This is a genomic window from Bacteroides graminisolvens, from assembly GCF_963666085.1.
Taxonomy (GTDB): Bacteria; Bacteroidota; Bacteroidia; order Bacteroidales; family Bacteroidaceae; genus Bacteroides; species Bacteroides graminisolvens.
In genome coordinates, this window is the sequence record NZ_OY762556.1 from 270,106 (window position 1) to 291,937 (window position 21,832).

The 21,832-nt window shown below is 42.9% G+C and carries 14 protein-coding genes and 1 pseudogene; 6 read left to right on the forward strand and 9 right to left on the reverse strand.

The window, feature by feature from the left end:
- Positions 1 to 7 precede the first annotated feature (7 nt).
- Complete coding sequence (locus ACKPCE_RS01255; RefSeq protein WP_319503908.1) at positions 8 to 1,183, reverse strand: MalY/PatB family protein; 1,176 nt, start codon at positions 1,181 to 1,183, stop codon at positions 8 to 10.
- Positions 1,184 to 1,337: 154 nt separating this feature from the next.
- On the opposite strand from ACKPCE_RS01255, the gene ACKPCE_RS01260 reads away from it, so the two are divergent.
- Together ACKPCE_RS01260 and ACKPCE_RS01265 are read left to right on the forward strand one after the other, a co-directional pair.
- Positions 1,338 to 2,114 carry a Cof-type HAD-IIB family hydrolase gene (locus ACKPCE_RS01260; protein WP_319503909.1) on the forward strand — a complete coding sequence of 259 codons (777 nt, stop codon included), beginning with the start codon at positions 1,338 to 1,340 and terminating at the stop codon, positions 2,112 to 2,114.
- A gap of 7 nt (positions 2,115 to 2,121) precedes the next feature.
- Complete coding sequence (locus ACKPCE_RS01265; protein WP_319503910.1) at positions 2,122 to 4,134, forward strand: tetratricopeptide repeat protein; 2,013 nt, start codon at positions 2,122 to 2,124, stop codon at positions 4,132 to 4,134.
- Between the two features lie 79 nt (positions 4,135 to 4,213).
- Here ACKPCE_RS01265 and ACKPCE_RS01270 read toward each other — a convergent pair.
- The 4 genes and pseudogenes from ACKPCE_RS01270 to ACKPCE_RS01285 form a co-directional block, all read right to left on the reverse strand.
- Positions 4,214 to 6,376, reverse strand: a pseudogene (locus ACKPCE_RS01270) (TonB-dependent receptor); the annotation flags it as partial.
- 149 nt (positions 6,377 to 6,525) lie between these two features.
- Positions 6,526 to 7,563 carry a virulence RhuM family protein gene (locus tag ACKPCE_RS01275; protein ID WP_319503911.1) on the reverse strand — a complete coding sequence of 346 codons (1,038 nt, stop codon included), beginning with the start codon at positions 7,561 to 7,563 and terminating at the stop codon, positions 6,526 to 6,528.
- A 290-nt stretch (positions 7,564 to 7,853) separates the two neighbouring features.
- The gene (locus ACKPCE_RS01280; RefSeq protein WP_319503912.1) at positions 7,854 to 8,474 is read right to left on the reverse strand and encodes an HAD family hydrolase; all 621 of its coding nucleotides are present in this window, start codon (positions 8,472 to 8,474) and stop codon (positions 7,854 to 7,856) included.
- A gap of 404 nt (positions 8,475 to 8,878) precedes the next feature.
- Entirely contained in the window at positions 8,879 to 10,312 is a 1,434-nt protein-coding gene (locus ACKPCE_RS01285) for a M1 family aminopeptidase (RefSeq protein WP_319503913.1), read from the reverse strand.
- 1,107 nt (positions 10,313 to 11,419) lie between these two features.
- Here ACKPCE_RS01285 and ACKPCE_RS01290 point away from each other — a divergent pair.
- Complete coding sequence (locus ACKPCE_RS01290; protein ID WP_319503914.1) at positions 11,420 to 13,912, forward strand: AsmA family protein; 2,493 nt, start codon at positions 11,420 to 11,422, stop codon at positions 13,910 to 13,912.
- Positions 13,912 to 14,526: an L-threonylcarbamoyladenylate synthase gene (locus ACKPCE_RS01295; RefSeq protein WP_308764156.1), complete on the forward strand. Its 615-nt coding sequence runs from the start codon at positions 13,912 to 13,914 to the stop codon at positions 14,524 to 14,526. Before ACKPCE_RS01290 ends, ACKPCE_RS01295 begins: the two co-directional genes overlap by 1 nt.
- A 64-nt stretch (positions 14,527 to 14,590) precedes the next feature.
- Here ACKPCE_RS01295 and nagB read toward each other — a convergent pair whose 3' ends face one another.
- The 3 genes from nagB to mnmL are packed head-to-tail and all read right to left on the reverse strand — an operon-like array spanning position 14,591 to position 17,624.
- Entirely contained in the window at positions 14,591 to 15,406 is an 816-nt protein-coding gene (gene nagB, locus ACKPCE_RS01300; RefSeq protein WP_277638892.1) for a glucosamine-6-phosphate deaminase, read from the reverse strand.
- Between the two features lie 52 nt (positions 15,407 to 15,458).
- Positions 15,459 to 16,658, reverse strand: a complete 1,200-nt coding sequence (locus tag ACKPCE_RS01305; protein WP_319503915.1) for an FprA family A-type flavoprotein — start codon at positions 16,656 to 16,658, stop codon at positions 15,459 to 15,461.
- A 39-nt stretch (positions 16,659 to 16,697) separates the two neighbouring features.
- Positions 16,698 to 17,624: a tRNA modification radical SAM protein MnmL/YtqA gene (gene mnmL, locus ACKPCE_RS01310; RefSeq protein ID WP_319505893.1), complete on the reverse strand. Its 927-nt coding sequence runs from the start codon at positions 17,622 to 17,624 to the stop codon at positions 16,698 to 16,700.
- Between the two features lie 91 nt (positions 17,625 to 17,715).
- On the opposite strand from mnmL, the gene ACKPCE_RS01315 reads away from it, so the two are divergent.
- On the forward strand, positions 17,716 to 19,923 hold the full coding sequence (locus ACKPCE_RS01315; RefSeq protein ID WP_319503916.1) for a S9 family peptidase: 2,208 nt from the start codon (positions 17,716 to 17,718) through the stop codon (positions 19,921 to 19,923).
- 114 nt (positions 19,924 to 20,037) lie between these two features.
- Positions 20,038 to 21,156, forward strand: coding sequence for an NUDIX hydrolase (locus tag ACKPCE_RS01320; RefSeq protein WP_319503917.1), 1,119 nt, complete (start codon positions 20,038 to 20,040; stop codon positions 21,154 to 21,156).
- Here the strand turns inward: ACKPCE_RS01320 and ACKPCE_RS01325 are convergent.
- The gene (locus ACKPCE_RS01325; RefSeq protein ID WP_319503918.1) at positions 21,122 to 21,826 is read right to left on the reverse strand and encodes an SAM-dependent methyltransferase; all 705 of its coding nucleotides are present in this window, start codon (positions 21,824 to 21,826) and stop codon (positions 21,122 to 21,124) included. The genes ACKPCE_RS01320 and ACKPCE_RS01325 overlap by 35 nt on opposite strands.
- Positions 21,827 to 21,832 lie beyond the last annotated feature (6 nt).

Here is a 21,832-nt window from a genome sequence, read left to right on the forward strand (position 1 = left end):
ATAATCATTATTTTTGTCGTTCGTTACAAGCTTTCTCCAATTGTTCCAAAGCTTTCTGCAGCACACTGCGCGGCGTTGCCACATTCAGCCGCATAAAACCGGTACCCTCCTTACCAAATATAGCCCCATCGTTCAATGCCAAATGCGCTCCCTCCACAAAGAGAGAGACTAATTCAGGTTGCGACAAACCCAGTTCCCTGCAATCCAAAAAAACCAAGTAAGAAGCCTGCGGTCGTATGGCTTTAATAGCCGGAATACGCTCTTTCAGAAAACGATCCGTGAAGTCAATGTTACCCTGAATGTAAGCAATCACCTGGTCAAGCCATTCCGTACCGTTACTGTAAGCCGCCGCCACCCCGATAAAAGAAAACACATTCCCTTCAGCATACTCGCTGCCATTGATGTAAGCCGTAAATGTGCGACGTATCGATTCATTTTCGATAATACAATAAGAGCTTGCCATGCCCGGCATGTTGAACGCCTTACTGGGCGACATAAAGACAATGGAATTGCGCCTTGCCTCCTCAGAAACAGTAGCAAAAGAACAATGCTTGTTGGGAGGTAACGTTAGGTCGGCATGAATTTCATCAGACACCACAATGGTACCGTTCTCATCACAGATGCGGGCCACCTCAATTAATTCCTCTTTTGTCCACACCCTGCCTCCTGGATTGTGCGGGTTGCAAAGAATGAACAGTTTGCACCCCTTTACATCCTCCTTGAAACGCTCCATATCCATACGGAACTGACCGTTTTCAAGCACCAGAGGATTGTACACCACCTCACGGTTATTGTGCTGTGTGATCAGAAAAAACGGATGATATACCGGGGGTTGCACCATCACCCTGTCGCCGGAGCAAGTCAGACTCTGAATCAACATAGCCAATCCCGGCACAATGCCCGGTGTAAAGTTCATCATTTCGCGGGAAACCTTCCAGCCATAACGCCGATCAACCCAATTGATAATGGAATCATACCAGCTATCCGGTTTTACCGTGTAGCCTAATATTTCATTTTCCAGTCTGTCACGCAAAGCTTTGATTATAAACGGAGGAGTGCGAAAGTCCATATCCGCCACCCATAAGGGAATCAAATCCGTTCTTCCCCAACGAGGTTGCAATGCCTCCAGCTTCAGCGCATCCGTGTTGCGGCGATCAATCACCTCATCAAAATTATATATCATATCCTCATTCTTTTAAAGATTACATTCACAAAGGTAAGATTCATCTCGTTGATAATAAAAACAAATGTTATTTTTTAGACTAAAAAGCCATAAAAATACCATATCTATGGTACTAAGTTCGTATTTTTGCAACAAACGAAAAAGAATAATAATTATGATAAAAGCCCTGTTTTTTGATATCGACGGGACACTAGTTAGTTTTAACACCCATACCATACCGCAATCTACCCTCAACGCCATAGCCGAACTCAGAAAGAAAGGAATTAAACTGTTCATCTCCACCGGCCGCCCCCGGGTAGCTATTAACAACCTGGGCAACCTACAGTTTGACGGTTACATCACCATGAACGGAAGTTACTGCTTTGGCGAAAACGATGAGGTCATTTACAAAAGCCCCATTCCGAAAAGCGATGTAGAAACGATGCTCGGCATACTGAAAAAAGAGAAAAGCTGTCCGTGTGTTATTGTGCACGAGAAAGAAATGTCTTTTTGCAATCCCAATGCACAGACGGCATCCTTCATACAAATGTTGAAGTTTCCCGATGTGCCCGAAATCAGTGTGGAAGATGCCGGTAAAAAAGAAATCTTCCAATTATCACCCTTCTTCACGTTGGAAGAAGAAGAAAAATACCTGCCACTGATGCCCCATTGCGAGTCGAGCCGCTGGTATCCTACCTTTACCGACATCGTTTGTAAAGGCAACAGCAAACAGCTCGGCATGGATAAAATCATGGAGCGTTTCGGTTTCACGCTAGAAGAAACGATGGCCTTCGGAGACGGAGGAAATGACATCAGCATGCTTCGCCATGCCGGTATCGGAATAGCGATGGGCAACGCCAACGATACCGTAAAAGCCTCGGCCAACTACGTAACCGATTCTGTTGACGAGGACGGCATCTGGAACGCATTGAAACATTTCAACTTAATATAAAAATATCATGGCAGATAACTTAACAGTCGACACCCAAAACCAGGAATTTCAGGACGCACTGAATTTGATTCAGTACACCCGCCAGTCGGTATTCCTTACCGGTAAGGCAGGTACGGGTAAGTCGACTTTCCTAAAATACATCTGCCAAAACACAAAGAAGAAGCACATTGTGCTGGCTCCTACCGGTATTGCCGCCATCAATGCAGGCGGAAGCACCATGCACAGCTTCTTCAAACTACCTTTTTACCCATTGCTGCCCGACGATCCGAACCTCAGTTTACAGAAAGGACGCATACACGAATTTTTCAAATACGCCAAGCCTCACCGCAAGCTCATTGAACAAGTTGAGCTGGTTATTATCGACGAGATTTCCATGGTACGCGCAGACACGATCGATGCCATCGACCGCATTTTGCGAGTATACTCACACAACTTGCGCGAACCCTTTGGCGGCAAACAGATTCTGTTGGTGGGCGATGTGTTTCAGCTGGAGCCCGTAGTTAAAAACGATGAACGCGAAATCATCAACCGTTTCTACCCCACTCCCTATTTCTTCTCGGCACGCGTATTTGCGGAGATAGATCTCGTATCCATTGAGTTGAAGAAGGTGTACCGGCAAACCGACAAAGTTTTTGTGAGCGTATTGGATCACATCCGCACCAATACCGCAGGAGCGGCCGACCTCCAACTACTCAACACACGTTACGGCACCAGCCTCAGGCAATCAGAAGAAGACATGTACATCACACTGGCCACCCGTCGTGACAGTGTGGACTTCATCAACGATAAAAAACTAGCCGAACTGCCCGGAGATCCCATCACATTCCCCGGCGAAATAACCGGCGAGTTCCCCGAAAGCAGTCTGCCTACCCCCAAAGATCTGGTCCTGAAGCCCGGAGCACAGATCATCTTCATTAAAAACGATTACGAAAAGCGCTGGGTCAACGGCACCATCGGTGTAGTGAGCGGCATTGACGAAGAAGGAACCATTTACGTTTTAACGGATGACGGTAAAGAGTGCGATGTGAAGAAAGACTCGTGGCGAAACATACGTTACCGGTACAACGAAGAAAAGAAACAAATTGAAGAAGAAGAACTGGGAGTATTCGTACAATACCCTATCCGTTTGGCTTGGGCCATCACCGTACATAAAAGTCAGGGCCTTACCTTCAGCCGGGTAGTGATTGACTTTACCGGAGGTGTGTTTGCTGGCGGACAAGCCTACGTGGCACTCAGCCGTTGTACTTCACTGGAAGGTATACAATTGAAGAAGCAAATCAGTAGGGCCGACATCTTTGTGCGCCCCGAGATAGTGAGTTTCTCTGAACGGTTTAACAACCGCGTAGCCATAGACAAAGCCTTGAAGCAAGCTCAGGCCGACGTGCAATATGTAGAGTCGGTGAAAGCTTTCGATGCAGGAAACTTTGCCGCATTTCTAGAGCAATTCTTCAAAGCCATCCATTCTCGTTATGACATTGAAAAGCCTGTTATTCAACGTTTCATCCGCAAAAAGCTGAACATCATCAACCAGCTTCGCGCCGAAAACAAAGAATTGAAGGAGCAGATGGCGCAACAAAAGCAACGGCTGCGCAAGTACGCACAAGAGTACTACCAGATGGGAAATGAATGCATCACCGTGGCTCATGACAATCGCGCCGCATTGGCTAATTACGACAAAGCCCTCGATCTGTACCCCGAATATGTTGATGCATGGGTGCGCAAGGGAATTACTCTTAGCAACGAAGGCAAATACGGCGAAGCAGAAAATTGTTTCAATACTGCCATCAAGCTATCACCAATTGATTTCAAAGCCTTTTATAACAGAGGAAAGTTACGCCTGAAAACAGAAAATAACGACGGTGCCTTGGCCGACCTCGACAAAGCCACCACATTAAAGCCCGAACATCCCGGTGCTCACGAACTCTTTGGCGATGCCTTACTTAAAGCAGGGAAAGAAGATCTTGCCAGTTTGCAATGGCGATTGGCGGAAGAATTAAAGAAAAAGAAGAAGAAAAAATGAAAGAATTCTTATCATTTCCACTTTTCCAATACAATTCGAGGTGTTTTTTGCCGCTTTTCCAATAATAGCCCGATATGTGTTAATCAAGTTTTAAAATGGTACTATTCATATTCGTGTTAATTTCGTTGTTAGCACGAGACGTTTTCCGGCCAAAGTCAAAGGTATAAGTCACTTTGACATAGCCGCTTTGCTGATAAAGCTTACCCGTAGCCACATTATGGAAACTGTAAACACCCCGATTCATAGACGATTCCTTTTGATCATGTTTTGAAAAAGGATTCTTCCACCCACCTTCTAACTGCCAGCCCGAATGGCTCCAGCCAATATAGCAACCATATTGAGCCGGTTCAGTGATGTACATCAGGTTATAGTTTAGCGATTTATTCTTCGTTCGGGAAAACACTCCCGCCGAAAAATCATTTAAATAGTAGTCAGCTTGCACCATACCCGAAAAATGACGTAACGTTTCCGGCGTATCTTTATGCCTGATATACAACCAATTACCAACACACTTAACACGAAAATTATCTGTCACCTTCCATCCGCCCGACAGTTGGCTTGAAAGCATTCTACGTTTCCCCTCACTTTGATAACTTCTTATCAATTTATCATTTTCAATGTAAAAACCTTCAGAAGGAACATGATTAATCCCATCATACCATAACTCAGCACCCAGATTAAACCGACCAAATTGTCCGCTGTACGATGCAATGATTTTATAAAGAAAAGCAATCTTTTGATTCAAATTGCCCCGCCTTATCTGCAAAGAATCAATTTGTTGCTCTACTTCATTTAACTCATTAATTTGCAGCTGACTGTTACCGACATGGTATCGTAACTGAAGCTGCTGATTTTTGGCAAAAGAATAAATCAGGCGAGAACGCAAACGAGGAGTTAACTGGTCTTCTCTGTCACCACCGTGCAAACGATATTGTACGTATGATACGCCCGGACCAACTTTAAGCGTCACTTTCTTTCCTATTTTCTGGTTATATTCTAGGAATAAAATACTCTCACCATTCCAGAAATGCTGCCAGGAAGGGTTAGTACCTTTGTAATCCACAGAACTGATTGTTTGAAAATGAAAGGCCTGAGCTGTTAATGAGCTTTGAGGATTGAACTCAATGCCATAATTCACATTCACTGAAAAATCGTATAAATCTTCTTTGCTGTCGGTTAAAGTCGAATAATTAGGTTCCTTGTATCCATAAGTATACGAGTTATTAGTGTAGTTAGCCCCTAGGCTCGTTTCCAAAAACTGATTTTTACTCAAATGAAAATAACCGTATAGCTCCATGTCTGTTTTCCATCCGGACTGGTCTGTACTTTTAAAGTTCTCTATCACCTGTGCCGTATCATCATATTTCAATAAGTTTCTGCTAAAATTATCGGGAGCATCATTACGCACCAAAGATAATTTTCCAATAAGTGTACGTTTGGTACTCTCATTTGCAACATTGAACTGAGTATATTGGCTGTTATTCTTTACCCTATTTTCCAACGTGCCCGATTGGCGATCTGTTTCATGATCTGAAAAAACAAAATGCTCACTCGTTTTGTCTTTTGTGCCATCATATTTTTGCATGGCATGCCCGGCAAACAAGGTGTAACTGGTGTTATCGTGCGATAGTTTAGCCACGACATTGTAATCTCCGTTCAAATAACCGATTCGTTGCTCTGCATTTACTGACACGTATCCGCCTGTTTTATATTTCTTGGTAATAAAGTTAACAGCCGCCACATCATTCATATATTTTCCGCTAGGAACATCATAATACTCAACCTTATCAATATCTTTAGGATTCAGGTTTTTCACTTCTTTAGAGTCAACCTTACGTCCGTCAATATAAAGCGTAGCTTCGCCGCCCAAAGTCGAGACTTTTCCATCCATTCTGTCTACGTCCAGCTCCGGAATCATCAATCTATAAAGCAAATCATATCCTGAAGATGAGTGCTTCACTTGTTTTTTATCCGGATAGACCAAAAGCTTATCGGCTTGCCGAACAAAGGAAGAAGCCTCAACGGTGACCTCGTTGAGAACCACATTGTCGGTCTCTAAAATGACCGTGGGAAATGATTTAGTTGTTTGCGCCTGCACTTGCAACAGGTGTGTTTTGTAACCGATGCAGCTTAAACTCAATAAATAATTCCCTTCGCGTCTCATATCCATCGAGTAAACGCCCAAACTATCAGTATAAGCACCTTGAACGAAAGTTGAATCAGTTTGGAGTAAACGAACTGTTACGTAAGGTAGCGCCTAATGATTAGCATCTAAAACAGTGCCTTTTATTGTTTGTGCTGTAACGTGTTGGATAGATACAATAAGTAGTAAAAACAGTATTATTTTTTTCATATACTTATATTCGTGTTTACTAAAGATAGAAACAATTTTTAATTTTCCGATTCATTCTGTTTGTCTTTTTTAATACGCTTAATTTCCCTGTCAAAGTCAGATTCAAATAAACGATCTTGCACAATACGGTATTTCTCAAATTCGCTTTCGGCAAAAGCTTTAGCCATCAGGGCTGTAATTTTTCCGCTGTTTTGTAATATATCACGATCATCGGCCTCTAGAAATTTATCGAGACGTCGCGCCCAATCTTCCATTGTCATTGGAATATGTCTTTTTGCACGATCTTCCGCTAAGTCCAAATAAGCGTTGACAATACGCCCTAAAGACTCCAATTCGGCCTCGGTTAGGTAGTTTTTAGCCACAGAAACATCCGTTTTAACGATTTTTCCATCGGGACATCTCTCCCATGAAGTCAATCCCATATTCTCTTTTTGGGCATTTGTTCTTGAAATAATGAGTTCGGCTGCCGTATGCCCATGAACGGCATAATGCAGCTTATTTTGGACTTTGGCAAAAAAATCTTTGGTAACTTGTGCGTCCTTATTATAGTCCATTGCGGTAGCATAAATATCAGTTATTTTTTGATAGAAACGACGTTCGCTCAGACGAATTTCACGTATTTCAGCAAGCAGATGTTCAAAATAATCTTCACCAAGAAAAGCACCGTTTTCCATCCGTTTTTTGTCAATGACATAACCACGAATGGCATAATCGCGCAAAACAGTTGTTGCCCATTGTCTGAATTGTGTTGCTCTCTGAGAATTAATGCGATAACCAATTGAAATGATGGCATCAAGATTATAGAACTTCGTTTGATAATTCTTACCGTCTGAAGCAGTTGTCAAGAAATCCTTGACAACTGAATTCGCATCCAATTCGCCGTCTTGAAAGATGTTTTTCAAATGAAGGCTGACATTTTGTTTTGTAGTCTGGAATAATTCTGCAATTAGATTTTGCGTCAACCAAACAGTATCATCCTGTACACGCACTTCAATCGTATTCTCTCCCGATTGGGAAGTAAACACCAAGAATTCTGCTGTGCTGTTACGTATTTGTAAAGGTTTCTTTTTCCCCATTATATTATTCTATTCTTTACTTTAAAACGAATATTATTACATGTAAAATAGATGGATATATTTTAATATACAAGTACATCTTTCAATTTATTTCATCCCATTTGTTAAATTGTTGATGTATTTTGCAAAGGTATTGATTCGGTTGGAGTTTTCTAAATATTTATTATCTTTTTAATTGTCCAGACAAAAAATGCTACCAACACACATTAATCGTATAAACCCCAATACACCAAATTATCATTTTTATCAAAGGGTTAATAAATCATATCCAAACTTCCTTTTCATAAATATCAGCCAACAATATTCAAAACATCCGAAGGATGCACTAATTCATATTTACAAGGTATTTCCTTTTTACCATTACTCCAGGTAGCCAATGCGAAGTCAACGTGAGAGTTGGCGGCACAAGCACTATCATACGCAGCGTCTCCTATATACAAACAAGCTGATAGAGTAGCACCAGTTTTCTCTAAGTAGGCAAGTACCGGCTCTGCCGAAGGCTTGGGGTTTACAGTATCCGTTACGCAAATGGAAACATCAAAGAGATGAAATATTTCACAGAGAGCATCGTCGTTATTCAATTCACTTCGTGTTCGTGAAGTAATTAATCCCAATCTGAATTGCCTTTCTTTCAGGGTATTAACAAGCTCATCAATCCCTTCAAACAAGGCTATCTCGCGTCTATGTTTTTGGAAATTACGGCTCCATAATTCAAACGCTTTATCCGGATTCTCTATTCCTAACTTCTGCATAGTAGTAACGCCTGGTATGCCTAACACAAAATCCAACTCATTTTTCTCGAAATGTTTACCCAGCAATTCTTCAATGGTTTGCTGCCATGTATTTATTACAGCACTTTCGTTATCAACCAATGTGCCGTCAACATCAAATAAGATATGTTTGTATTTCATAAGATGAAATCTGATTAGTGTGAGTTCGATGAAATCTATTTGATTGATTTATTGGTAAACAACGATGAAAGCAGTAAATTTATAGTACTTAATTATAACTTTTACCACTATATTTACCGATACCAAAGTTACTGAAATATTTTGTTTAGCTGATCATTTCTGTAGGTTTTTTGATTTTTTGCTGGAAAGAGACTCGTTGAATGCATCTTCTGTTACCCCAAAATGGAAATATTATCGTGCCCCCAAGGATATATTAGCAAAAAGCTTTTTGAAAAACTCTTTGTAGATGGAATACAATTGACGTTGATAGACCACTTACTTTATTTTAAAAATTTCATCGAACTCACGTTAAATATTATTATGGAATTTTTGAGATGAGGAGACAACAACGTAGTCGTTTTCTATCATTTTGCTAATTTGTAATAGTCGATAATATTGTCGATTGTTTTCCCGTCTGAAATAACATTTTTATAGTTTGTACTATATATCCAATCATTAAAGAAAGACTGGACTTTTTTAGAATTGGTCACCTCTTCCCAATGATCTACAAATTCTTTGGTAGATGCACCTGTCACATAATATTCTTGGTAAAAACCGCCAATCACATTGTTAAATATTTCCTGACCAAACCAATAATATAATATAGCAAACATAATCATTCCTTGATTATATGAGTAATCGGTCAACTGTTCATTTCCGTATTCAATCATTGGAACATTGGCAAGTTTTTGATTTTCAGTTAGAGCATTTCTTAACCATTTTAGGTTACTATTAACAATGCGTTTCACTAATCCATTCTTTCCCGCGTTCAGGTTTTCAGATAATAGGTATTGGCAAAACGTAGCCAATCCTTCTTCCCAACGTGGCGATAACCCTTGCTTCTCTTTTATGCGTACATTCCATAAATGAGATATTTCGTGGAATAAATATTCAAAATTCTCTCCACCAAATGCTTCTCCCGGTAATAATATGGTTGTTTCATCGGTTTGACCTCCGCTACCTTTTTCGGTTTCGATGACTGTCATTATATTACTCTTTTTCAACTTGCCCCACCAATCCTCGTATAAAGAAAACGCTTTTATGCCATACTCTATAATATTTTGTGCCGCAATGGAATCATTGTAATAATAAACATTCAATCGTTCGTTTTTAATTTCTTTATAGGCAGCAATGGCAATATCAATTCTCCAATTAGGTTTCTTGCTTTTATATTGATAGGAAATAAGATTATTAGCTTCTGGGTTCTTTGATTCCAAAATACCTCCGTTTACAACAACTAGACTATCGGGAACTATTACTTTAAGCGTATAGTTATAATTGGATGAAGAAACAACTTGTTGTAGCAATGAGATACTTGGTTGTCCTAATGATGGATAAGCATATGAATCTTCTCGGATTAATGTGAAATCAGGCGAAATTTTATCAGTAATATACCTCATTCCGGTCTCGGAATATCCTAACAAATAGCCTTTATATTGCAAAGTGATTGTCTTGGTTTCATGAGGGAGTAAATTTTGTTGGATAGTAATATAATTAACTTGCAGTTTTTCAAAATCACTAAATTGAACTACATTTTGTGAAAATGAGATATTGCTACCTGATTGGTCGGTTATAGATGATACATTCATCAATCTATATAGTAATAAGGGGATTTCAGAAACATTTGAATCAGATTGGTTACTGATAGTTATTTTTGCGACTCCATTGAGGATACCTTCTTCAAAGTCGAAGGATAGTTCCAAATGATAATTTTTTGTCTCCAAAGGAAATTTAGTTTGCGCGATAGATGAAGCTAAAGCACAAATTGAAAAGATTAAAATTAATAATGTCTTTCTCATAAAATAATGTTTATTATGCTGTTAGTTCTTTCGTTTTAACTGTAACCAATTGAGACATGAGTTACACTGAATTGCCGTTTTTATGTAACACGACTATCATTCCCCACGATGCCAAATGCAATGGTTTCTGATAGTTCAAAGGCTTACACTCGCCAATATAACGTGAGTTCGATGAAATGTATTTGATTGATTTATTGGCAGATAGCAACATCAAAGATACTGAAATATTTTGTTTAGCAGATGATTTCTGTAAGTTTTTTGATTCTTTGCTGGAAAGATACTCATTGGATGCATCTTTGCATCTAACTCATCCATTACCATATAGTCTGCCGTAACGTAAAGCTTCAAACGATACATTCGTAAACTATACATCACCATCGTTTACACTAATCCCTTTCAACAGACAAACTAAGCAATTTCTTCTTTATATACAGTTCGTCCCCGCTACCTGTGACGAACGTCCCCGCATGCGGGGCTATGAGTCACCGCATGCGGGGACGAATGGAACGGGTATGCGTGACGAACTAGTTGTCGGCAGAAAAGGACTTAGTATCCGGTAAGCAATGATTTAGGTTGCGGCAGTAAAATACATGGCACAGCCGTTAGATTATTTATGAATGAATATAACACTTAAAACGCCAAATTGCATATTATTGCATTTAGAGCACCTTTCTTCAGAAACAAATCAACGCAAAAACGGATCGAAGCAACCAAGTATGTGCCTAAAATGAAGAGTTATGAGTCCATAAAAGGGCTTTTTTCATCGCGAAAGGCCTCGAATGGGCCCAAAGTCGACAGATTTATAGTTAATTTGGAGTTAACGAATCTATATACTTAGTTAAAAGTGGTAGATAGTGAGGGTAAAAATGCTGTTTTAGTGGTAGACATTTTTTACTATCACTCTTCTGTAATTCTTTTCAGCAAAGAGTTTCCGTTCAGTTAGTGAGGGTAAGTGATGGTAAACCACACTTTTTTTTCTCTGGGAAGAGAGCAGCGCATAAACATGCAATTGGCTTTATCTATAAGGAAATTTGTACTCTTATTAAAAAAACAGTATATTTGTGTTTGAATAGACGTTGACAACTAACTCACTTAAACTGACTAATTATGAAGAAGGGTCTTAAAATTACCGCAATTACCGTTGGGAGTATCTTGGTTTTGATGCTCCTATTGCCTTTTGCGTTTCAAGGAAAAATGGAGAAAATCATTAAAACGGAGGGAAACAAGATGTTGAATGCTCAGTTCGACTTTGAGAAACTGGGCATTAGTCTTTTCCGCAACTTCCCCAAAGCGTCTGTTACTCTCAACAATTTCTGGCTAAAGGGTACCGGTGAATTCGAAAAGGATACGCTGGTGCAGGCGGGAGAGGTTACCGTTGCTCTCAATTTGTTTTCGCTGTTCGGAAACAGTGGTTACGATATTTCAAAGATTACACTCGAAGATACGAAGTTACATGCCATTGTTCTGCCCAACGGAAAGGTGAACTGGGATGTCATGAAGCCCGACTCGGCTGCAACGGAGGCTGCTACTGCAGAAGAGGCTCCGTTCAAAATGAAGTTACAGGAACTTACGGCCAGCAACCTGACGATTATTTACGATGACCGCCAGGCGGGTATGTTGGCGCAAATAGATAGTTTGGAGGCAACCTGCTCGGGCGACTTAGGCAGTGATCGCACGCTCTTGAAGGTGGAGGCTAAAACGCCGGGACTTTCTTTCAGGATGGGTAACATTCCGTTCTTAAGCAGGGCGGTGGTGACCACGCGGATGGATTTGGATGCCGACTTGCTCAACAGCCGCTACACGTTCAAGGAGAGTGAGTTCAGCCTGAATGCCATCAAAGCGGGAATCGATGGTTGGGTGGCTATGAAGGATCCGGCCATGGAGATGGATTTGAAATTGAAGACCAGCGAGGTTGGGTTCAAGGAGATTCTCTCTTTGATTCCGGCTATCTATGCGAAAGATTTTGAAAGTATCAAAACCAACGGCAAGGCTACCTTGTCGGCTTTTGCAAAAGGTACGTTGCAGGGCGATACATTGCCGCAGTTTGATGCGACGCTGGATGTGAAAGATGCCATGTTCCGCTACCCATCTTTGCCGGCAGGGGTGGATCAGATCAACATACATGCCAACGTGAAGAACCCGGGCGGCAGTGCCGACCTTACGGAAATTACGGTCAGCCCGTTCAGTTTCCGGTTGGCGGGAAATCCGTTCAGCATCACGGCCGCCGTTAAGACTCCGGTTAGTGATCCGGACGTAAAGGCTTCAGCTAAAGGTACGCTGAATTTGGGCATGATTAAACAGGTTTATCCGCTGCAAGACATGGAACTCAACGGGGTGGTGAATGCCAATATGGAGATGGCGGGCCGCTTGTCTTATGCCGAGAAGGAGCAGTATGACAAGTTCTACGCAGCAGGTACCATCGGACTGAGCAACATGAAGCTGAAGATGAAGGGGATGGATGATGTGGATATCAAGAAGTCGTTGCTCACTTTCACTCCGAAGTATTTGCAGTTGAGCGAAACAACGGTCAACATCGGTAAGAATGATGTGACTGCCGACAGCCGTTTCGAGAATTACATGGGTTATGCCTTGAAGGATAAAACATTGAAAGGTACGCTCAACATCCGCTCTAATCACCTCAACCTGAACGACTTTATGGGTAGTGCGGACACTACCGCAACAGCAACTCCCGCCGATAGCACGGGAATTATTGTCATTCCCAAGAACATTGATTTCCAGATGGAGGCTAATCTCAAAGAGGTGTTGTTCGATAAAATGGCTTTCAGAAACATGAACGGTAAACTGGCCGTGAAGGAGGGAAAGGCCGACATGAAGAATCTGTCAATGAATACCATGGGCGGACAAGTGGTGATGAATGGATATTATTCTACGCAGAACGCTGAGAAGCCCGAAATGAACGGGGCGTTCAAATTAACGGGTATTCAGTTTGCGCAGGCGTACAAGGAGCTCGACATGGTGCAGAAGATGGCGCCTATATTCGAGAATTTAAAAGGAAATTTCTCCGGAAATATGGATATACGCACGGAACTCGACCCAACCATGAGTCCGGTAATGGAGACGATGAAGGGGGCGGGAAGCCTCACAACACAGGACATCAGCCTCAGCGGGGTGAAGGCGATCGACGGAATTGCCGACGCTTTGGGCAAGCCCGCGCTGAAGGATATGAAAGTGAAGAACCTGAAGGTGGACTTCACCATCGACAAAGGGCGGGTGTTTACCGAACCGTTCGACGTGAAGTTGGGTGAGTACACCATGAATTTATCGGGTAGCACGGGACTGGACCAAAGCATTGCTTACGCCGGTAAGGTGAAGTTACCCGCTTCGGCAGGTAGTTTAGGACAGTTATCTACACTCGATCTGAAGATTGGCGGCACGTTTGCCTCGCCCAAGGTGTCTATCGATACCAAGAGTATGGCTAAGCAGGCGGCGGAATCGGTCAAAGACAAAGCAATTGACAAGTTGGGTGAGAAACTGGGACTCGACTCGGCCACACGTGCCAATACGGATACGTTGAAGAAAAAAGTAACAGAGAAGGCCACCGAGAAGGTATTGGACTTCTTGAAAAAGAAAATAAAATAATGTTGTTGAAGTTATACGAAAAGAATAACAATCCCAATGATTTGCAACGAATTGTGGATGTATTGAATGATGGCGGGTTAATTATTTACCCCACAGATACGATGTATGCCATCGGGTGCCACGGTTTGAAAGAGCGTGCTATCGAACGCATCTGCCGGATAAAGGATATCGATGCCAAGAAGAATCACCTTTCCATCATCTGCTATGACATGAGCAGCATCAGTGAGTACGCCAAGTTGGATAACAATACGTTCAAACTGATGAAAAGAAACCTGCCCGGCCCGTTTACATTTATTCTGGGTGCAGGAAGCCGGTTGCCGAAGATATTCAAGAACCGCAAGGAGGTGGGTATCCGTATGCCCGACAATGACATTTCACGGGAGATAGCTCGCATGCTCGATGCTCCCATCATGACCACCACCCTACCCTACAACGTGAAGGATGATGTGGAGTATCTTACTACGCCGGAACTGATTGAGGAAAAATTCGGAAACATGGTCGACTTGGTGGTCGACGGTGGCATTGGTGGTATTGAACCGTCAACCATTGTGTATTGTGTAGACGGTGAGGCGGAGATTACCCGTCAGGGAAAAGGCATCTTACAAGATTTTTAAAGTAAAAAGACCGGCTCATGTTACTGAACCGGTCTTTTTTGTATCTGTACGTAAGCCGAAGGGCTTAGTCGGCCAGCAAGGATTCGGGATCCAGGTTGGCTGCTTCAATATCTTTGAAGTAACGGTACGTACCTACTTTCAATTCAAAGGTAGCAGCGTCATCGCAAACAATAATGCCATGCTCATGCATCTGCAAAGCGCTGATGGTCCACATTTGTGTAATGGGGCCTTCAACAGCATGATACAAAGCGCGGGCTTTGTTGTGACCGTTCACAATGATAAGCACTTCTTTAGCAGCCATCACGGTTCCTACTCCTACCGTGAGCGAAGTCTTCGGAACTTTGTTCACATCGTTATCAAAGAAACGCGAATTGGCAATAATCGTGTCTGTTGTCAACGTTTTGATGCGTGTACGCGACGAGAGTGAAGAGCCCGGTTCATTGAACGCAATGTGTCCGTCGGGACCAATACCGCCCAAGAACAAGTCAATGCCACCATACGAAGCGATTTTAGCCTCGTAATTGGCGCATTCTTCTTCCAAGTCGTTTGCATTACCATTGAGAATGTTCACGTTTTCACGCTTCACATCTACATGGCTGAAAAAATTATTCCACATGAAAGAGTAATAGCTTTCCGGATGTTCTTGCGGCAAGCCTACATACTCGTCCATGTTGAACGTTACTACATTTTTAAAAGATACCAGGCCTTTCTTATTAAGGTCGATTAATTCTTTGTACATGCCCAGCGGAGACGATCCGGTAGGTAAACCAAGTACGAAAGGTTTGTCCGCAGTAGGCTGTGCCTTGCGGATACGGGCTGCCACATAACCGGCTGCCCATTTGGAAATTGCCTGATAATCGGGCTGAATAATGAGTCTCATGTCAGATTGTATTTAAGATGTTAATAAATTGGGGGAATTTCTATGCATGGTGTTATCTGTCTTTCTTCAATCTGTCGGCCATGGCTCTACCTAGCTTTTCGCATTGCTCGTAGATGTTGTCGTCGATAGCCATTTTCATGTCCACAGGATTGCCTACAATCTCGAACTTGCTCTTTTCGGCAAACTCGGCCAAGCGTTTCACTGCGGCACTCGACCAGCAGAATGATCCGAAGTAACCCAGGTAACGGTCTTTCATGTCGCGAGTCAGAATCTTTGAAATCAACGAATCAATTTCAGGGAAAAGGTGATTGCAATATGTGGTACTACCAATGATGAGGCCTTTGTATCTGAATATATCGGCTATGATATACGAATGATGACGTTTGTTGGCGTTATGCAAAATGATGTTCTTTATGCCTTGTGCAGAGAGTTCCAACGCAATGGCTTCGGCCATCTGTTCGGTGTTGCCGTACATGGTTCCGTAAACAATGACCACGCCTTCTTCTCCTTCGTAACGGCTCAATTTGTCGTATATACCAATTACTTTCTCAATCTGATCAATCCATACCGGTCCGTGTGTAGAACAGATAGCTTTGATGGGAAGAGGTGCCAGCTTTTCAAGGGCTTTTTGTACAGCCGAACCATACTTGCCCACAATATTGGCATAGTAGCGTCTCATTTCATCCCAGAAGATTTCCACATTCATGTTGCTGTCAATAAAGCCACCGTCGAGCGTACCGAATGCTCCGAATCCGTCGCCCGAGAAGAGCAATCCTTCCGTTTCGTCGAATGTCATCATCGTTTCCGGCCAATGCACCATAGGTGTAAGGTAGAACCGGAGTTTGTGATAACCCAAATCGAGCGAATCTCCATTTTTGATAAGCAACTGATGATCCGGCGAGATGTTGTAGAATCCTTCTACCATGCCGAATGTTTGCTTGTTACCCACAATGGTTATGTTGGGATAGTATTTTTTGATCAGCGATATAGAACCTGAATGATCGGGCTCCATGTGGTTAATAATAAGATAATCAACCGGTCTGTCGCCAATAACGGCTTTTATTTTGTGCAGAAATACCTCAAAATAACAAATATCTACCGTGTCTATTAAAGCTACTTTATCATCATCAATCAGATAGGAATTATATGACACACCATAAGGAAGGGGCCACAATCCCTCAAACAAATGTTTGGTGCGGTCGTTTACCCCCACATAATGTACTTTACCTCTGATTATTGTTTTCTGTTTCATACTTCTTTTTTTTTATAAAGCAAAAATAATCCTTTTTTTTCAATCTTTATATAACTTACCCTGATATGAGCCTCTTTCCTGCATCCTTTTCTGAACCCGGGCGGTAAATTCATAGTTCTTCAACCCCCAGTCGGGCGCAATAAGCAACTTCTTGGGCGATTGCGAAATGAAACGTTCCAGTACGATGTCCGGACGAAGGTGTTCTACATAATCAATCACTAAATCAATGTATTCGTCAACTCCGAACAGATGAAAATCTTCGGGGTTCTTGTAATATTCATAAGCCATGCGGGTACCTCGTATGAGTTGCAGCTGATGCAGTTTCAACGTGGTAAGCGGCAAACGCGAAAGGGTGCCGGCTTGCGACACGATTTCTTCCGGGCTCTCACCCGGCAGTCCCAGTATAACATGACCGCCCGTAAGAATGCCTCTCGAAGCAGTTCGCTCGATGGCATCAACGGTTTCGGCGAACGTATGTCCGCGGTTGATCCGTATCAACGTTTGGTCATTGGTACTTTCAATTCCATATTCAACCAATAAAAAGTGCTGTTTGTTCAATTCCTCCAGATAGTCGAGCAATTCATCGGGCATGCAGTCGGGCCGTGTACCAATAACAAGTCCCACTACGTCTTCGGTTTGAAGGGCTTCCAGGTATTTGTTTTTCAGTTCTTGCAACTCGCCGTAGGTATTGGTGTAGGCCTGGAAATAGGCCAAATACTTCATATCGGGATATTTATACGAAAAGAATCGTTTCCCTTCTTCCAACTGGGTGCGTACCGACTTATCGGTGTGGCAGTATTCGGGATTGAAGGTCTGGTTGTTGCAGTAGGTGCAGCCTCCCTGACCTTTGGAACCGTCCCGATTAGGGCAGGTAAACCCGGCATTTATGGATATTTTCTGAACTTTGCAGGTGAAATGCTGCTTCAAGAAGGCAGCAAAATCATTATATAGTGGGTTGTGAACCATCATTCAACTAATTTTAGCTGCAAATTTACGAATTAAGTAATTACAAATTCTTAAATTTGCGGGATAATGCGTAAATCAAAACTATTAAAAGATGAAAAAACTTAGCATACTCTTTCTACTTTGCCTGTTGGTGCAGGTAGTACCGGCACAGGGAAGCAAGGCTCTCGACTTGAAGGAAATCACATCCGGTAAGTTTCGTGCCGAAGGCATTCAGGGTGTAATTCCAATGGCCGACGGAGAACACTATACTCAGATGAATGCCGAAGGTACTCAAATCATTAAATATTCGTTCAGAACGGGGCAGCAGGTGGAAGTTGTATTCGATGTGGCCAAAGCGCGTGAGTGTACCTTCAAACGTTTTGATGGTTACACCTTCTCGCCCGACGGCAGTAAGATTCTGATTCGCACGGAAACGCAACCTATTTACAGGCATTCATACAAGGCAGTACATTACCTATACACCATCAAACGGAATATCGTTGAAAAGTTGTCGGAAGGCGGTCCGCAGCAATCGCCCGTGTTCTCGCCCGACGGTAACATGGTTGCTTTTGTCAGAGACAACAACATTTTCCTAGTGAAGATGCTTTACGGTAACAGTGAATCACAGGTGACAGAAGACGGCAAGTTTAATCATGTGCTGAATGGCATACCCGACTGGGTGTATGAAGAGGAATTTAGTTTCGCGACGGCTTTGGAGTTCAGTCCGGACAACACCATGCTGGCTTTTATCCGCTTCGACGAATCGGAAGTAGCGTCTTTCACGTTCCCCATCTTTGCCGGACAAGCTCCGCACTACAGCGCACTCGAAACCTATCCGGGTGCCTATACATATAAGTATCCCAAAGCAGGTGAAGCCAACTCAAAGGTTTCCGTGCATACGTTTGACATCAAGTCGAAAGTAACCCGTAAAATGAAGTTGCCGTTGGATCCCGACGGGTACATTCCTCGCATCCGTTTCACGCAAGATGCAGCCAAGTTGGCTATCATGACGCTGAACCGTAACCAAAACCGGTTCGACCTTTATTTTGCCGATCCGCGTTCCACACTCTGCAAGCTGGTGTTGCGTGACGAGAGTCCTTACTATATTAACGAAAGTGTGTTTGACAATATAATGTTCTATCCTCAAAACTTCAGCTTCATCAGCGAGAAAGACGGATACTCACACCTATACTGGTACAGCATGGGTGGTAACTTGGTTAAGCAGGTTACGAAAGGAAAGTTTGAGGTGAAACGTTTCATCGGGTGGGATGCTGCTACGAATACATTCTACTTCGAAAGCAATGAAGAAAGTCCTCTACGTACGGCTGTATACAAGACCGACAAAAAGGGCGGACGCATCAAGCTGTCTGAGAAAGCGGGAACCAACTCAGCCATCTTCAGCAGCAATTTGAAGTATTTCATGAACACCTACTCGAGCCTGCAGACGCCTGCCGTTATTACGCTGAACGACAATACGGGAAAGGTTCTGAAGACTTTGGTGACTAACCAGAAGCTGAAGGAAACGCTGGCGCAGTATCAGCTGCCGAAGAAGGAGTTCTTTACTTTCCGTACTTCTCAAGGCACGGAACTTAACGGATGGATGATTAAACCGGCCGACTTCAACGAATCGAAAAAATATCCGGTGTTGTTGTATCAATATAGCGGTCCGGGTAGCCAGGAAGTGGTCGACAAATGGGGTATTGGTGGTGATCGCGGTGGCATCGGCTGGGATGCATACATGGCTTCCAAAGGCTATTTGATAGTATGTGTAGACGGTCGCGGAACAGGCGGCCGAGGCGCTGAATTTGCCAAATGTACGTACCTGAATTTGGGTGTGAAGGAAGCACAAGATCAGGTAGAAACAGCCAAGCACATGGCTGCACAGCCTTATGTGGATAAGAGTCGAATTGGTATTTGGGGATGGAGCTTTGGCGGATACATGACCATCATGAGTATGAGTGAAGGTACGCCGGTATTCAAAGCAGGTGCGGCCGTAGCGGCTGTAACCGACTGGAGGTTCTACGATACCGTGTACGTAGAAAGATTTATGCGCACGCCACAGCAAAATGCAGAAGGCTACAAAGCAGGATCGGCTTTCACCCGAGCTGCCAACCTAAACGGTCGCTTGCTATTGGTGCACGGCATGGCCGACGATAACGTACACTTCCAGAACTGCGCGGAATACAGCGAATGCTTGGTGCAAGCCAATAAGCAATTCGACATGCAGGTGTACACCAACCGCAACCACGGCATTTACGGCGGTAACACCCGTTACCACTTATTCACCCGGTTAACGGAGTTTTTCCTGAATAATCTATAAAAAAGGTTGCGGCGGAGGGTTTTACCTTCCGCCGCAACAACAAATATAAAGAGCAATCAGAACTAATTGTGCCATCGGTTGTTTTTAGATGTAGAAACGATAGATTATGCGAAGATGAGTCACCGAAAAATTCTTTCCGTAGCTTTTAATATGTCATTGGGATATGCGCCCGTTATTTTAACCATATTACTTAGCGAATTAATAGCACAGGATGTTGCGATATACATAGGCATGGCAACAGCTCTCACTTATACATATTTCACCTTGTATATAAACAAGGCGAGGATGCACAATTACATTCTATACCTGTCAACCTTTGTTTTATCGGTACTGGCTTTGGCTACATTGCTTCCTATTGATTACTGTCCGAAAGGAAACTTGCCCATTACATTGGAAATGTCTATTGTAGTTCCGTTACTCATTCTGCATTTGCATCGCAGGCGGTTTGTTAATTACTTCCGGCGTAAGAAAGGGGCCTGTGACAAACGGAACCTCATTCAAAGTGCAGAGTCGACCGTAGTGGCGGGTAAGGTAATTCTTATTTTATCGGGGCTTCAGTTCCTTGCTTTGACGTTAGGCATCTTATTTTCGCATCCGCTCGCGGAAAGAACGATGTGGGTGTACTTCAACTTACTGCCGGGGCTGATCTTTTTATTCAGTATCTTACTCAACCAAGTAGTCATCAATTTCTTCAATTCCATGATGGCCTGTTTGGAATACGTTCCCATCGTAAACGAAAGAGGAGATGTAATTGGTAAAAGCTTAAAGGTGGAGGCCATTAGTTATAAAAACACATACATCAATCCGGTTATCCGTATCGCAGTGGTGAGCAACGGACGTTTATTTCTCTGCAACCGCTCACAAGAGTGTATTCTCGACAAAGGAAAGACGGATATTCCCATGGAATGTTATTTGCGCTACCGCGAAACACTCAAAGAAGGTGTAGCCCGGGTAGTTGGACATGTATTCCCCAACCTGACCGATATAGAGCCGACCTTTAGCATCATGTACCATTTTGAAAATAAAATCACCAACCGTTTGATTTATTTGTTTGTGGTGAACATGGATGACGAATCAATTCTATGCAATCCCCGATTCAAAAACGGAAAACTGTGGACCCTGCAACAGATGGAGCAGAATTTAAAAGAAAACTTCTTCTGTGAATGTCTGGAGGTAGAATACGAATACCTCAAAGACATTATTTATACAACAGAAAAATACAAGGGATCTTAGACAAATCAGGAACCTTGCCTTTCCATTCACTGATTGCACGTGTTTTAATGTACTCGCCCTCACAAGTGAGATTGGCTGCTATACAGAGTTTTGTCTGCGGACGACAGTTTTGCAGCAGGTCGTCAACCATTTTATGGTTGCGGTAAGGTGTTTCAATAAACAGTTGTGTCTGATTCTCGGAATAGATGCGCTGTTCGAGTTGCTTGATTCTTTTCACCCGTTCACCCGGTTCAATGGGCAGGTATCCGTGAAAAGCAAAACTTTGACCGTTAAAGCCCGAACCCATAACGGAAAGAATAATAGATGACGGCCCCACCAGAGGAATTACTTTCAGATTCTTACGCTGTGCGATGGCTACCACGTCAGCTCCCGGATCGGCTACTGCCGGACAGCCTGCCTCGGAAATGACTCCCATTGATTGCCCGGCCAACAAAGGTTCTAGATAACCCGAAATATCCTCGGCAGAAGTATGCTTGTTCAACGGATAAAAACTAAGTGAGTCAATATCGAACTCGCGATCTACCTTTTTCAGGAAACGGCGTGCCGAACGAACATCCTCTACTATAAAATGTTTGATCCCTTGAATGATCTCTATATTATAAGCCGGCAAAACGGTGTTCAACTCGGTGTCGCCAAGTGTAACCGGCAACAGATAAAGGGCTGTATCCATAAATGA

Bases quoted from the DNA above. Each gene is read 5' to 3' on its own strand.
- ACKPCE_RS01305 (WP_319503915.1), bottom strand. From the start codon at position 16,658: ATGAAACAGAAAACAATAATCAGAGGTAAAGTACATTATGTGGGGGTA.
- ACKPCE_RS01260 (WP_319503909.1), top strand. From the start codon at position 1,338: ATGATAAAAGCCCTGTTTTTTGATATCGACGGGACACTAGTTAGTTTT.
- ACKPCE_RS01325 (WP_319503918.1), bottom strand. From the start codon at position 21,826: ATGGATACAGCCCTTTATCTGTTGCCGGTTACACTTGGCGACACCGAG.
- ACKPCE_RS01320 (WP_319503917.1), top strand. From the start codon at position 20,038: ATGAGTCACCGAAAAATTCTTTCCGTAGCTTTTAATATGTCATTGGGA.
- ACKPCE_RS01290 (WP_319503914.1), top strand. From the start codon at position 11,420: ATGAAGAAGGGTCTTAAAATTACCGCAATTACCGTTGGGAGTATCTTG.
- ACKPCE_RS01280 (WP_319503912.1), bottom strand. From the start codon at position 8,474: ATGAAATACAAACATATCTTATTTGATGTTGACGGCACATTGGTTGAT.
- mnmL (WP_319505893.1), bottom strand. From the start codon at position 17,624: ATGGTTCACAACCCACTATATAATGATTTTGCTGCCTTCTTGAAGCAG.
- ACKPCE_RS01255 (WP_319503908.1), bottom strand. From the start codon at position 1,183: ATGATATATAATTTTGATGAGGTGATTGATCGCCGCAACACGGATGCG.
- ACKPCE_RS01315 (WP_319503916.1), top strand. From the start codon at position 17,716: ATGAAAAAACTTAGCATACTCTTTCTACTTTGCCTGTTGGTGCAGGTA.
- ACKPCE_RS01285 (WP_319503913.1), bottom strand. From the start codon at position 10,312: ATGAGAAAGACATTATTAATTTTAATCTTTTCAATTTGTGCTTTAGCT.
- ACKPCE_RS01265 (WP_319503910.1), top strand. From the start codon at position 2,122: ATGGCAGATAACTTAACAGTCGACACCCAAAACCAGGAATTTCAGGAC.
- nagB (WP_277638892.1), bottom strand. From the start codon at position 15,406: ATGAGACTCATTATTCAGCCCGATTATCAGGCAATTTCCAAATGGGCA.
- ACKPCE_RS01275 (WP_319503911.1), bottom strand. From the start codon at position 7,563: ATGGGGAAAAAGAAACCTTTACAAATACGTAACAGCACAGCAGAATTC.
- ACKPCE_RS01295 (WP_308764156.1), top strand. From the start codon at position 13,912: ATGTTGTTGAAGTTATACGAAAAGAATAACAATCCCAATGATTTGCAA.